Origin of the sequence: Leclercia sp. M50 (assembly GCF_037150775.1) — a bacterium.
Classification (GTDB): Bacteria; Pseudomonadota; Gammaproteobacteria; order Enterobacterales; family Enterobacteriaceae; genus Enterobacter.
The window spans coordinates 22,517-35,456 of the sequence record NZ_JBBCPK010000045.1 but is presented as its reverse complement, the minus strand read 5'-3'; the positions used below and the strand labels follow the sequence as shown (position 1 = coordinate 35,456).

The window sequence follows — 12,940 nt, the reverse complement described above, 5'->3', positions numbered from 1 at the left end:
TGCGATGATCGGCAGCGCCAGACAAAACGGCGTAAAGCGCGACAGCTCTGCGGGCAGGCCAAGCTGCAACCACAGGCTCACCACGAACAGCAGCAGATACCAGATGAGATGCCGGGCGCGCCAGTTGACGGGCTGAGAAACCAACGCCGGGCCAAGGGGCTGCCAGACGGTACTGGTGAGGTAATGCCAGATGACGAGGCAGGTCGGGGCCAGGGTCAGGCCGCCGGTCAGAGTCAGCAGCAGGGTGTTCAGCATCTCCTTTTCGCCCACCCACGGCAGGGACTGCAACAGCGCGGCGGCGATCAGCGCGGCCCCCTGGCGCAGCAGGGTGCGCCAGTCGCGCTGGTGACGATAGCGGGAAATAAGCGCAACCGGGAGGAGCGTGAGCAGGCTTCCGGTCATCAATAAGGGCAGATGCGCGAGGGCGACTTCCTGCGACAACCAGATCAGCATCAGCCACTCTGCGCCCAGCAAAACCGGCCAGTAGCCGCGCGGGCATTGCAGCATCAGCCCCAGCCGCAGGCCAAAGGGAAACAGCAGTACCGCCAGCTCCGGGCGTTCTACCAGGTGCAGGCTGATGCTCCACAGGCAGAACCAGGCGGCGGAGAAGATAAAGAAGCTGGCGACCACCGCCACCAGCCGGGAGAAAAAGGCGTCCATTACCAGCCGTCAAACATGCGGCGCGCCAGCTCAACGTCATTGCTGACGCCCAGTTTTTCCATCAGGTTGGCGCGGTGAACGTGTACGGTTTTTGGCGACAGGCCAAGCTCAAGGGCGATCTCTTTCACCGCCATTCCCTGAGCCAGCTTTTCCGCCACCTGGCGTTCGCGTCGGGTAAGCGGGTCCTGGCGTCCGGCCGCCAGCTTGAGGGCGATATCTGGCGTCAGGTAGCAACCGCCGGTGGCGACGGTGCGCACGGCGGCAATCAGCTCGTCCGGGCTGCAGCGTTTGGAGAGAAACCCGCGCGCCCCCGAGTTCAGCGCCTGCTCTACCAGCGCCGGACTGTCGTGAACCGAGAGCATGATGGTCGTTATTCCCTTCGGCAGCTGGCTCAGCAGCTCCAGCCCGGAGAGGTCCGGCATTGAGATATCGCAGATACAGACCTGCACCCCGCGTCCCGGCAGGCCGGCCAGCGCCTCGCGGCCGGAGCCGAACTCGGCCACCACCTGAAAATCGGGCTCCAGGCTCAAAAGCTGGGCAAATCCGGAGCGGACGATAAGGTGATCGTCGATGAGAGCGATGGTGGTCATGTCTGTTCCTGCGGTCTGAAAACGCCGGATGGCGCTGCGCTTATCCGGCCTACAAGAGCGAAAGACGCTTACCTTAAGCGATCTATTCGAAGAACACCGCAATTTTGTTAAACATGGTCGGATCGGACTGGTTACGCACCACTTTCACCACATCTTCCAGCTTGTCGATCTGGGCCATCATCTGCTCCAGACGCTGGTCATCATTCACCAGTAGCCAGATACGGCTGTGCTCGCTGCCCTGGATTGGCAAACAGAGGATGCCTTCCACGTTGAACGCCCGACGGGCAAACAGCCCGCAGACGTGGGTCATGACGCCTGGGTGGTTGCGGACGGTGAGTTCCAGAATGACGTTATCATTTTGCTTCTGCATGGCTTATTCCCCCACCATTTCTGTATTGGCCGCACCCGGCGGTACCATCGGATAAACTTTTTGTTGTGGATCGATACGCACGTGGATCAGTGCCGGACCCGGGCGTGAGATCGCCGCCTGAAGCGCGGCCTGCGCATCCTCTTCGGCATTCAGATCGCAGGTGTGCAGGCCAAATCCGGCGGCAATCTGCATAAAGTTAATCATCCCCGGATAGGTGGCGGCAAAGACGCCCTGCTTGTAGAACAGGCTCTGCTGCTGATGCACCAGGCCCAGCGCTTCGTTGTTCATCAGAATGATTTTCACATCCAGCTGGTTTTCCGCCGCGGTGGCCATCTCCTGGATGTTCATCATCAGGCTGCCGTCGCCGGAGAAGCAGATCACCTTGCGGTCCGGATTCGCCAGCGCCGCGCCCACTGCCGCAGGCAGGCCAAAGCCCATGGTCCCCAGCCCGCCGGAGGTCAGCCACTGACGCGGACGGTTCAGCGGATAGGCCTGGGCGGTCCACATCTGATGCTGTCCCACGTCGGTGGTGATAATGGCGCTGTCGTCCACGCAGGCGGCCACGGCGTTAATCAGCCCGTAGTGGCTCAGCGGATCGCCGCCGGTCGGGATAGCACCCGGGAATTCCTGCTGCAAACCGGTGACCTGCTCACGCCACGCGGTGCGCGGGGTGGCATCGATGTGCGGCAGCAGCTGCGCCAGCACCTCGTTAACATCGCCCTGGATCGCCACGTGCGGCTGCTTGATTTTGCCCAGCTCGGCGCGGTCGATATCCACGTGAATGATTTTGGCGTTCGGGCAGAACTGCTCGGTTTTGCCGATCGCCCGGTCATCAAAACGTGCCCCGAGAACGATCAGCAGGTCAGCTTCCTGCAGAATAAAGTTGGTGCTGCGCGCGCCATGCATCCCGAGCATGCCCAGCGACAGCGGGTGCGCTTTAGGCAGCATGCCCAGCGCCATCAGGGTCATGGTGGTTGGCAGGTTGGCCTTTTCTGCCAGGGTACGCACCGCATCAGGCGCGTCGATCACCCCGCCGCCCAGATAGAGCACCGGACGCTGGGCGGCGTTAATCATCGCCGCCGCCTCGCGCACGCTCTCCGCGCTGAATGCCGGCGATGGCGCACGGGTGCCTGGCTCTGGCAGTACCTCGATCTCAATTTCAGCGGTCTGCACATCCTTAGGAATGTCTATCCACACCGGACCCGGACGACCGGACTGGGCGATACGGAACGCATCGCTGATAACCTGCGGTAATTCGCTGATATCGCGCACTAAATAGTTGTGCTTGGTGATGGGGATAGAGATGCCGTAGGTGTCCACTTCCTGAAACGCATCGGTGCCGATCATCGAGGCAGGCACCTGGCCGGTAATGCAGACTAACGGAATGGAGTCGAGACGCGCATCGGCGATGGCGGTCACCAGGTTGGTGGCACCCGGCCCGCTACAGGCCATGCAAACCGCCGGTTTGCCCTGGGTACGCGCCATGCCCTGGGCGATAAAGCCTGCGCCCTGTTCGTGTCGCGCCAGCACGTGACGGATCTGCGTGCTCTGGCTTAAGGCGTCATACAGTGGGAGTACCGTTCCGCCAGGGATACCCGCAACCGTGGTAATCCCCTGACGTTCCAGCAGATGAACGATTAACTGCGCGCCTGTGAAACGCGTCTTGTGTGATGTTGTGCCCGAACTTGCCATGCTCCAGTCCTCTTATTGTGATCTGAGCCGACTTTCCGGGGGGCTTTAAACGAAAAACCCCGCCGGTTTGCGCCGGCGGGGTTTGGAATCGTGTGTTGATCCAGTCCCTACGGCGCATTGCCGACGACGACCACCACACGCACGACGACCACTGCGGCTGGTTGCGCAGTTTTTAGTAGGGTCGAGGTCAGCATGGAAGAGGTCATTAGGAACCTGTCTCTGGAATCATTGATAGAATTTATACAAACACAGGTTTTCAGGCGTGACAATGGAAATATTTTCATCTGCGCAAAAATGCGTCAGGGATCACGTTTCGTTTATTAAGTGATGAAAACAAAAAACCCCGCCGGAGCGAGGTTTTTTTTACAGCGTTTGCGGCTGGTGACCGCAGAGCACACTGTGTTACGTCAACGCCCGAAGTATACGCGATCGCACAGGAACGCGCAATTTGGGGCACGGATTTTGACGCATTTGAGTATGGATCGCCCTTCACGTTTTGTCCATAAATTACTGTTCATATATACAGTATTTATCTATACTGGTTGTGTTCACAGGGTGTGAGGGGAGCCGCTCGTAGTACACCGGCGCAACGAAGTCCTGGCTGAAACGGGTGGTGCCGTCAGCGCCTCCACTCCCCAACTGAGCACACTGTGTTACGTCAACAAAGGTGCTGGTCACAGGCGGCGGAAAGGTACGCCAGCATCGTGCTCCTTAACCAGAGGAGACGCGTATGAGCGTAGTGGATATGGTTGTACTTATCCTCAAACTCATTGTTGCAGCACTGCAACTGCTTGATGCTGTCCTGAAATACGTGAAGTAATTCAGGTTCAAGTCGCACCGAAGAGGGGCGGGAAACCGCCCCTCTTTAACAACGATAATAACGAGGGAATGCTATGTCGCGTTTGCTAATTGAACCCGTTACGCCGGACGAACCGGGGTATATCGCGCTTAAGGCCGAGAGCGTCGCGCTTAATTTCAACATGCTTCGCAGGCTGGAAGAGAACTGGCAGCGCGGCGAAAACCGCTTCAATGCCCCCGGCGAAAAGCTGCTGGGTGCGTTTCTCAATGGCAAGCTGGTAGGAATTTGCGGACTAAACCGCGATCCGTTCAGCCAGCAGCCGCGGGCCGGTCGCATCCGCCATCTCTATATCAGCGAAAAGTGTCGCGGGCAGGGTATCGGCAGGCAGCTGCTCGGAGTGGTGATGGCCGATGCCAGCATATGGTTCGATTTTCTCAATACCCATGCGCCCCAGACCGCCTGGGCCTTCTACCAGCAGTCGGGCTTTACGCTGGTCGCCGATGAACCGCGCGTGACGCACCGGCTGTTTTGCGCGGTTTAAGCAAATGAATTAACGCTGGCAACATTCGTTGCCGCTGTCGTTTAAAAATCCTGCCTTCTTGCCCCTTCCCGTTATTCAGCCGGGTACTTAACTTGTCATTTTCCTGTGGTAGATTCCTCGCGCATTTATGGGAATGCGTAGTTACTTATTCTTTATTTCTCACTTTTGGCAAAAGTATTCAGCGACATGAAAAAACAGCGGAACGTTAATTTACTCTTGATGTTGATCTTGCTGGTCGCCGTCGGTCAGATGGCGCAAACCATCTATATCCCGGCCATTGCGGACATGGCGAAGGAACTCCAGGTCCGCGAAGGGGCGATCCAGAGCGTGATGGGCGCCTATCTGCTGACCTATGGCGTATCGCAGTTGTTCTACGGCCCGCTCTCGGACCGCGTGGGTCGCCGTCCGGTGATCCTGGTCGGCATGACGATTTTTATGATCGCGACGGTCATCGCCATGTCCACCCACAGCCTGAGCGTGCTGATTGCCGCCAGCGCGTTGCAGGGCGTCGGTACCGGCGTCGGCGGGGTGATGGCGCGCACGCTGCCGCGGGATATGTATCAGGGCACCCAGTTGCGCCACGCCAATAGCCTGCTGAATATGGGCATCCTGGTGAGCCCGCTGCTGGCACCGCTGATTGGCGGCCTGCTGGATACCGTCTGGTCGTGGCGGGCCTGCTATGGCTTCCTGCTGATGCTGTGCGCCATCGTTACCTTCAGCATGGCGCGCTGGATGCCGGAAACCCGGCCTACTGAGGCGCCTCGCACCAGACTGCTCACCAGCTACAAAATCCTTTTCGGCAACGGGGCGTTTAACTGCTACGTGCTGATGCTGATTGGCGGCCTGGCGGGTATCGCCGTATTCGAAGCCAGTTCGGGCGTGCTGTTGGGCGCCGGGCTGGGTCTCAGCAGTATGGTGGTAAGTATTCTGTTTATTCTGCCGATCCCGGCGGCGTTCTTCGGCGCCTGGTTTGCCGGACGCGCCAATAAACGCTTTACCACCCTGATGTGGCAGTCGGTGGCAAGCTGCCTGCTGGCGGGGCTGATGATGTGGATCCCGGGGCTGTTCGGGGTGATGAATGTCTGGACGCTGCTGATCCCGGCTGCGCTCTTCTTCTTTGGCGCGGGGATGCTCTTCCCGCTGGCGACCAGCGGCGCGATGGAGCCCTTCCCGTTCCTCGCGGGCACCGCCGGGGCGCTGGTGGGAGGATTGCAGAATATCGGCTCCGGCGCGCTGGCCTGGCTCTCGGCGATGATGCCGCAAAACGGACAGGCCAGCCTTGGTCTGCTGATGACCTTAATGGGGCTGCTGATTGTGCTGTGCTGGCTGCCGCTGGCCTCCCGCGCCTCACATCACCAGCAGGCGGTGTAGCGTTCACTTGCCCTCGCGTCCGTTTCCTGTTTTCTTAAGGGGATAACGCCTGCGAGGAACCTATGACGCCACAGACCCAGACATTAATCGCGCAATATCCCCTGCTCAATGCGCTGATCGCCCTGAAAGAGACCACCTGGCTTAACCCCAAAGCCACCACGCTGGCCGAAGGGTTGCCGCACGTTGGCCTGACCCAGGCCGACGTGGATGATGCTCACGCGCGCCTGGCGCGGTTTGCGCCGTACCTGGCGAAAGCGTTCCCGGAAACGGCGGCCACAAACGGGATTATCGAATCGGAGCTGGTTGCCATACCGGGGATGCACAAGCGGCTGGAGGCAGCGTTCGATATCACCCTTCCCGGCACGTTGCTGTTGAAAAAAGACAGTCATCTGCCGATCTCCGGCTCCATCAAAGCCCGCGGCGGCATCTATGAGGTGCTGACCCACGCGGAAAAACTGGCCCTCGCCGCGGGCCTGTTAACGCCGGAGGAGGATTACAGCATCCTGCTGGAGCCGCGCTTCAAAGATTTCTTCAGCCAGTACAGCATCGCCGTGGGGTCGACCGGCAACCTGGGGATGTCCATCGGCATCATGAGCGCCCGCATCGGCTTTAAGGTGACGGTCCATATGTCCGCCGACGCCCGGGAATGGAAAAAAGCGAAACTGCGCAGCCACGGCGTGACGGTGGTGGAATATGAGCAGGACTACGGCGTGGCGGTGGAGCAAGGCCGCAAAGCGGCCGAAAGCGATCCGAACTGCTTCTTTATCGACGATGAAAACTCCCGCACCCTGTTTTTAGGCTATGCCGTGGCAGGCGCACGACTGAAAGCGCAGTTTGCTGACCAGGGCCAGGTGGTGGACAGGGAGCATCCCCTGTTTGTCTACCTGCCATGCGGCGTCGGCGGCGGCCCTGGCGGCGTGGCGTTTGGGCTGAAGCTGGCCTTTGGCGACCATGTGCACTGCTTCTTTGCCGAACCTACCCATTCACCGTGCATGCTGCTGGGAGTTTATACCGGGCTGCATGACCAGATTGCCGTGCAGGATCTGGGGATCGATAACCTCACTGCGGCCGATGGCCTGGCGGTAGGCCGCGCGTCCGGTTTTGTTGGCCGCGCCATGGAGCGCCTGCTCGACGGGTTCTATACCCTCTCCGATCAGAGCATGTATGACATGCTGGGCTGGCTGGCGCAGGAGGAGCAGATTCTTCTTGAGCCCTCCGCGCTGGCGGGAATGGCCGGGCCGGTACGTCTTGCCACTGCCGGGCACTATGCGCTGGACAACGCCACCCACCTGGTGTGGGCCACCGGCGGCGGCATGGTGCCGGACGAGGAGATGGCGAAGTATCTGGCAAAAGGGCGGTAACTTACTGGCTCTGGCGTAACAGGGTCATTAACTCGATGGGCGAACGGTGATGACGGATAAGATCGCGCATCACCCGCATATGCGGGGCACAATGGCGAAAGAACGCCAGATACCCCGCGCACAGCGCGCTTTTGCCCTCCCCCCGGTGTTTCGGGCAGTCGCCGTTGCACAGGTAAAGCGCCGGGCAGGCCTGGCACTCACCGGGTAAAGTGGTTTTTTTACGCTGGCCAAAGGCGATGGCCGCCTCACTGTTATTAAGCTCTGCCAGCGACGTCTGGTGGATGTTACCCAGCCGGTACTCCGGGTAGACATAGTGATCGCATTGATAGAGATCGCCCTGCGCCTCCAGCGCGAAGGCGTGGCCGCAGGTGACGGCGAGGGAACAGATCTGCGACGGATAGCCACACCAGACCCCTAACGTCGAGTCGAAAAGCTGCACAAAGATGCGACCAATATCCTCCCGCACCCAGATATCAAACACCGACGACAGGAATGCTCCCCACTGCGCATCGCTGACTGATTCCGGGTTGTCGTGCTCCAGCAGGGGAAGAAACTGCAGATACGGCGTGCCCAGCGCGCGCAAATAGCGATACATGCGCTCCGGCTGGCCGCTGTTCTGCCGGTTGATGACCGTCAGAAGATTAAACGACACCTGATGCGCTCGCAGCTTCTCTATCGCCGCCAGCACCTTATGATGAGTAGGGTTGCCGCTGCGGCTGACGCGGTAAGCATCATGCAGCGCCGCAGGCCCATCGAGAGAGATACCCACCAGCCAGCCCTGTTCACGAAAAAATACACACCAGGCGTCATTGAGCAGGATGCCGTTGGTCTGAAAAGCGTTGTGGATACGTTTTCCTGCGCCATGCCGCTGTTGCAGTTCCACGACACGACGAAAGAAATCCAGCCCGCACAGGGTCGGTTCCCCGCCCTGCCAGGCGAACTGTACCTCTGGTCCGGGCTGGGCGGCGATATGCTGTTGAATAAAGGTTTCCAGGGTGGCGTCATCCATGATCGCCTGTTGAGGCTTATCGATATAAAAACAGTAGCGGCAATTCAGGTTGCATCGTGAGCTGGCTGGCTTGGCCATAACCTGACATCCTGTCATGTAATACCCCTGATAAAAGTAATGAGATGGTGGACATGGCTAGCAGCAAACAGTAATGCGAGGGATAACACTGCGAGGGCGATCAAAAATTTAATATGCACCGGTCGGGATGATGAAAAATCATACAGAGAAACATCCATTTGCGCCCTGCTGCGGGTGTAATACCAGAGGATCAGCGCCGCGATTGCCAGTACACCCAGCGCCACCCAGAACAGCTGCCCTGCCTGCTGCCAGTTGTGTTTAACCGCCAGCACCATCAGGGCGCCGTAGCCCAGCAGGGTGCGCAGCCAGGCGAGCGAGGTCCGCTCCGGCTGCAGTCCCGGATCGGCCAGGCGGCGGGCTTTGCGATTATCCGCCATAGAGCACCAGTCCCATGACAATCACCGCCACCACCATCAGGATCAGGCTGATAATCAGCAGGCTGTGGGTATAGGGCAGGTCTTCTTTCAGGCGCATCGCCTTTTCATTACGCAGCCAGCGCAGGTAACCGTAGATCGCCAGCCCGCCGGAAAAGAGGCACAGCAGCAGCGCCAGCAGCTGGCGGATCACCGGCGTGGCAAAGTCGGGTGCCAGCTGGTCAAGGCCGACACCGGCTGCCAGAAAGCCCAGTGCGGTGCGGATCCAGGCCAGAAAGGTGCGCTCGTTTGCCAGCGAGAAGCGATAATCCGGCGCTTCGCCGAGGCGGGAAATTTTCATAACTACTCCTGTCTGGCTGCTCATCGAATAAAACTCAGGCAATAGTAACGTATACAGAGAAGTCATTCCCACCCGCAGGATCCGGTGGTGACAGCCGTATAACCACAGCCAGGGGAACGGGTTACAGGTGGTGTAAAGGCGGCAAGTAACACCAAGCCTTATCTTGCCGCTAAGGTTAATTTTAGATTAATGAACGCAGCTCATCGTAAGTAAATATTCTGCCGCGATAGCCTAAGCCGGTATCAATATTATAAACCGACACACCAATATTATTATCGGTATCAAAAACGAAGAAAGATTGTTCGGCACCAAAATAAACATTGTAATATTCATTCCCGACATCAAATACCGATGACGTGAGTTCGCTGCGCTGGCCTGGGAAATGAAACTGATCCAGGCGCTGAACCGTCGAGGCGGTTAAATCAATGGCAAGAATGGTAGGTAAGGAATCCAGTGCGGCAGCGGTATAAGTAACCGGGTCCGATTCAATTGTCCGGACCAGTTCATTGCCCTGTTCATCTGCGCAGGAGTTGTTATTGAACAGGGAAACAACAAACTTATTTTCACCCCGCCACGCCTGGTACCGGCTGTTGTGTGTGACAAAGACGGCATGCTCGCCGTTGGGATAGCTGAAGTTATCCGCGTCCACCACCTGCAAATTCAGGGCGCTATTCAGCACGGGAAAAGCTGGGTTATCAATAATCCACTCCGGATCCCCGGAGGTACTATTAAGTCCCAGCACAGTACAACTGGAGCGGGAATTGATCATCAGTTGCCCGGTCTCTGCGACATATTCCAGACTTTTGAAATGCACGTCGTTGGTGTCGGTATTATCCAGCACCGTGGCACCCATAAATTCCCGGGAATAATCACGTTGCCAGAGCAACGCCCCGCTGTTGATGTCGTATTTATAGAGGATGCACTCCAGTTTTTGCTCGTCACTCCAACCATCCAGCAGCGAGCCTAACACCCAGAGATTGCCTTGCCCGTCAGTAGTGATGTCGTGATGAAAACCGTAACCCGCTGGAGCAGAGTAGGTTTGCGTGACCTTACCGGCAAGGTTAAAGCGGTACAGTGTCGGCGCAAAAGCATGCTTGTCGGGATCCCAGGTTTCACTGGCTTCGGCTGACCAGAGCGAGTTTTCAATAATTTTTAGGTTGCCGTACATCCAGGGGAACAGGCCGGTAATACGCAGATCGCCATTGATGTCATAGCCATTCCACGCGCTGGTGACAAACCAACCCTGCCCTAAGGTATTCTCTGCCATCGTGCCGTCAGCAATATTGATTGCCAGCGACAGGGGCGCTTCGCCATAGTCCTGTCCCTCTGTTGATATCGATATAAGGAGGGTTTCTACGGCATTGTCAGCGGTATAAAGATTCAACGTGACCGAATTTAAATAATTGGCATACAACCCCACCACGACAATCTCTGGATTAACGCTGTATTGATCGGTGCCGTAATGAAAACTGGTGTTCGCCGTTTTACCCTTGACGGTGTAGTCAAAGCGTACCGCCTCGGTACTATCAATAGAAATTAATGCGCACAGTTTGTTTTTATCGTAGGGATTCAGCTTAACAGTATAGGTTGCGTTCATTTTTTCATTCCTTTGTTTAATAATGATTGGAAAATTACTTAGCCGTGCGAAAGCTAACTTATACTTCGGTTTAATATAATTTTGTGGCTGAGCCCGCAAAATAAAATCGTCGCCTTTAATTTACTAAGTATATCTTCAAAACACTTCCCACCTCAATAATTAAGGTTAAATTATTGACCGTTTATATATTGAATCATCCAATAAGGGCATCCCGGCTTATTCACAAATCCATTGTATATATAAAAAGCTTATCGAATAGAAATTTAAATAATAGAAAGTAATACATCAGTAATTTTGCAAATAGAATCACAAAAAATCAAAATTAATCTTCTAATGACTAAATATGATTATTAAAGTGCATTTGCTGCCAAAAATGTTTGCCTTTATCACCACTAGTCGTTCCGTTATTAAATAAGAAGCAACAAAAAAGTGGATTTTATTAATCTGGAAGCGAATATCACGGAGGTTGACTGCATTATGTTTTCAGACTTCATTTCAGTAATACAATCTTTTTTAACTGAACCCGCTATTTTAATTGGGTTGCTGGTGGGGCTGGGTTATGCCCTCGACAGGAAATCGCCGATCAAAATTATTACCGGTATGGTTAGCGCCATGGTGGGATTAATGATGGTGCTCTTTGGCGGATTTCAGTTCTCAGCCACATTTAAACCCGTTGCCGATGCGGTCAGTAAATCTTATGGCATTCATGGCTATTTAATGGATTCCTATGCCATGAAAGCAGCAACCCAGATTGCACTCGGCGATAATTTCGGTTTTGTAGGTTATGTGTTTGTGCTGGCCTTTTTTACCAACCTGGTGCTGGTCTTACTTGGCCGCTACACAAAGGTGAAAGGCATTTTCCTCACCGGCAATACCGGGGTGTCTCACTCTCAGGCAGTGCTGTGGTTGATCGTCTTCTGGCTGGGCTTTGGCTGGGTGCCGTCGATTATTATCGCCGGGATTTTAACCGGCGTATTCTGGGCGTTTGCGACTACCCTGATAGCCAAACCGGTGGCGAAAATCACCAATAATGCCGGCTTTACCATTGCCCATAACCAGATGCTGGGGATCTGGTTTTTCTCGAAATTCGCCCACCTCTTTGGCGACGCCGAGAAGCAGGATGCCGAGAATATGAAGCTACCCGGCTGGCTGGCTATTTTTAACCATAACGTTACCTCCATCGCCATTGTCATGACCGTGTTCGTCGGCGGGTTCCTGTTGACGACCGGCATCGATAACGTTCAGGTCATGGCAAAAGGTAAGCCCTGGTATATCTACATTATTAATCTCGGCCTGCAGTTCTCCATGTATATGGTGATCCTGCTCCAGGGCGTTCGTATGATGGTCGGGGAAATTAACGCCTCGTTTAAAGGCTGGCAGGATCGTTTAATTCCCGACGCGATTCCCGCTGTCGATGTTGCAGCATTACTTCCCTTCTCCCCGAATGCCGCCACCCTTGGTTTTATTTTCTGTACCTTCGGCACGATTTTTTCGATGGGGATCCTGCTGCTTACCCATAGTCCGATTATGGTATTGCCCGGTTTTGTGCCGCTATTTTTTGCGGGCGGCCCGATCGGCGTATTAGCCAACCGGCTGGGCGGTTACCGCGCCGTTATTATTTGTACTTTCCTGCTGGGAATTATTCAAACCTTCGGCACCGTATGGGCAATTCCCTTAACTGGCCTCGCTGCGGAAGGGGTGGGCTGGACCGGTATTTTCGACTGGGCGACCTTATGGCCAGCGATTTGCGAAGTACTTAAGTTTATTGCCTTAACGTTCCATCTTGGGCCTTATGCGGGCTAACTCATCTCATTGTGAAAAGGATATCGTTATGAAAGACAAAATTAATATTCTGTTTGTTTGCGGCTACGGTGTCGGCAGCAGCGTGATGTTGCAGACGGTGGTAAAAAAAGCGTTAGCTAAATATGACATTGATTTCGCCATGGAGCACACCGCCGCCGGCGAAGTCGGTGGGTTCACCGAATGGGCCGATATCTATGCCATTTCGAAAAAGCTGATTGATGTGGTAAGCCTCGATCCGCGGCACGGGCAGTATCTGATCCCCATCGAAAATATTATGGACGGAGAGACCATCGGGAAGCAGATCTACGCCTTGGTTGAAGAACATTTCCCGCATCTGGTAAAGGCCCGTTAAGGA

Annotated in this window: 15 protein-coding genes; 6 read left to right on the top strand and 9 right to left on the bottom strand. The window is 55.8% G+C overall.

The window, feature by feature from the left end; translation table 11 throughout:
• The 5 genes from WFM46_RS12735 to ivbL all read right to left on the bottom strand — a co-directional run.
• On the bottom strand, nt 1-660 hold a 660-nt coding region (locus tag WFM46_RS12735; RefSeq protein WP_336997749.1), incomplete at its 3' end, for an MASE1 domain-containing protein.
• On the bottom strand, nt 660-1,250 hold the full coding sequence (uhpA, locus tag WFM46_RS12730; RefSeq protein ID WP_336997748.1) for a transcriptional regulator UhpA: 591 nt from the start codon (nt 1,248-1,250) through the stop codon (nt 660-662). The genes uhpA and WFM46_RS12735, both read right to left, overlap by 1 nt.
• Before the next feature lie 82 nt (nt 1,251-1,332).
• Nucleotides 1,333-1,620, bottom strand: coding sequence for an acetolactate synthase small subunit (gene ilvN / locus WFM46_RS12725; protein ID WP_039032259.1), 288 nt, complete (start codon nt 1,618-1,620; stop codon nt 1,333-1,335).
• 3 nt (nt 1,621-1,623) lie between these two features.
• On the bottom strand, nt 1,624-3,312 hold the full coding sequence (gene ilvB / locus WFM46_RS12720; protein WP_103177651.1) for an acetolactate synthase large subunit: 1,689 nt from the start codon (nt 3,310-3,312) through the stop codon (nt 1,624-1,626).
• A 107-nt stretch (nt 3,313-3,419) separates the two neighbouring features.
• Nucleotides 3,420-3,518 carry an ilvB operon leader peptide IvbL gene (gene ivbL, locus WFM46_RS12715; RefSeq protein WP_103177650.1) on the bottom strand — a complete coding sequence of 33 codons (99 nt, stop codon included), beginning with the start codon at nt 3,516-3,518 and terminating at the stop codon, nt 3,420-3,422.
• A 524-nt stretch (nt 3,519-4,042) separates the two neighbouring features.
• Between ivbL and tisB the strand changes: the two genes are divergently transcribed.
• From tisB to dsdA, 4 genes are all read left to right on the top strand, one after another.
• Nucleotides 4,043-4,132 carry a type I toxin-antitoxin system toxin TisB gene (tisB, locus tag WFM46_RS12710; RefSeq protein WP_039032257.1) on the top strand — a complete coding sequence of 30 codons (90 nt, stop codon included), beginning with the start codon at nt 4,043-4,045 and terminating at the stop codon, nt 4,130-4,132.
• Between the two features lie 73 nt (nt 4,133-4,205).
• Entirely contained in the window at nt 4,206-4,652 is a 447-nt protein-coding gene (locus tag WFM46_RS12705; RefSeq protein ID WP_114385484.1) for a GNAT family N-acetyltransferase, read from the top strand.
• 186 nt (nt 4,653-4,838) lie between these two features.
• The gene (gene emrD, locus WFM46_RS12700; protein WP_336997747.1) at nt 4,839-6,023 is read left to right on the top strand and encodes a multidrug efflux MFS transporter EmrD; all 1,185 of its coding nucleotides are present in this window, start codon (nt 4,839-4,841) and stop codon (nt 6,021-6,023) included.
• Nucleotides 6,024-6,085: 62 nt separating this feature from the next.
• Nucleotides 6,086-7,384 (top strand): D-serine ammonia-lyase, encoded by a 1,299-nt coding sequence (dsdA, locus tag WFM46_RS12695; RefSeq protein ID WP_336997746.1) that lies wholly within the window; start codon nt 6,086-6,088, stop codon nt 7,382-7,384.
• A 1-nt stretch (nt 7,385) separates the two neighbouring features.
• On the opposite strand, the gene WFM46_RS12690 is transcribed toward dsdA, so the two are convergent.
• The 4 genes from WFM46_RS12690 to WFM46_RS12675 all read right to left on the bottom strand — a co-directional run bounded on the left by WFM46_RS12690 (nt 7,386) and on the right by WFM46_RS12675 (nt 10,782).
• Nucleotides 7,386-8,489 (bottom strand): anaerobic sulfatase maturase, encoded by a 1,104-nt coding sequence (locus WFM46_RS12690; protein WP_442913458.1) that lies wholly within the window; start codon nt 8,487-8,489, stop codon nt 7,386-7,388.
• Nucleotides 8,486-8,848, bottom strand: a complete 363-nt coding sequence (locus WFM46_RS12685) for a DUF202 domain-containing protein (protein ID WP_103177646.1) — start codon at nt 8,846-8,848, stop codon at nt 8,486-8,488. Before WFM46_RS12685 ends, WFM46_RS12690 begins: the two co-directional genes overlap by 4 nt.
• Nucleotides 8,838-9,185: a YidH family protein gene (locus tag WFM46_RS12680; protein ID WP_103177645.1), complete on the bottom strand. Its 348-nt coding sequence runs from the start codon at nt 9,183-9,185 to the stop codon at nt 8,838-8,840. Before WFM46_RS12680 ends, WFM46_RS12685 begins: the two co-directional genes overlap by 11 nt.
• Before the next feature lie 181 nt (nt 9,186-9,366).
• Nucleotides 9,367-10,782: an aryl-sulfate sulfotransferase gene (locus WFM46_RS12675; protein ID WP_336997744.1), complete on the bottom strand. Its 1,416-nt coding sequence runs from the start codon at nt 10,780-10,782 to the stop codon at nt 9,367-9,369.
• Nucleotides 10,783-11,259: 477 nt separating this feature from the next.
• On the opposite strand from WFM46_RS12675, the gene WFM46_RS12670 reads away from it, so the two are divergent.
• Together WFM46_RS12670 and WFM46_RS12665 are read left to right on the top strand one after the other, a co-directional pair.
• Nucleotides 11,260-12,585: a PTS sugar transporter subunit IIC gene (locus WFM46_RS12670; protein ID WP_103181006.1), complete on the top strand. Its 1,326-nt coding sequence runs from the start codon at nt 11,260-11,262 to the stop codon at nt 12,583-12,585.
• Nucleotides 12,586-12,613: 28 nt separating this feature from the next.
• Entirely contained in the window at nt 12,614-12,937 is a 324-nt protein-coding gene (locus WFM46_RS12665) for a PTS sugar transporter subunit IIB (RefSeq protein WP_336997743.1), read from the top strand.
• The last annotated feature ends 3 nt before the right edge of the window (nt 12,938-12,940 follow it).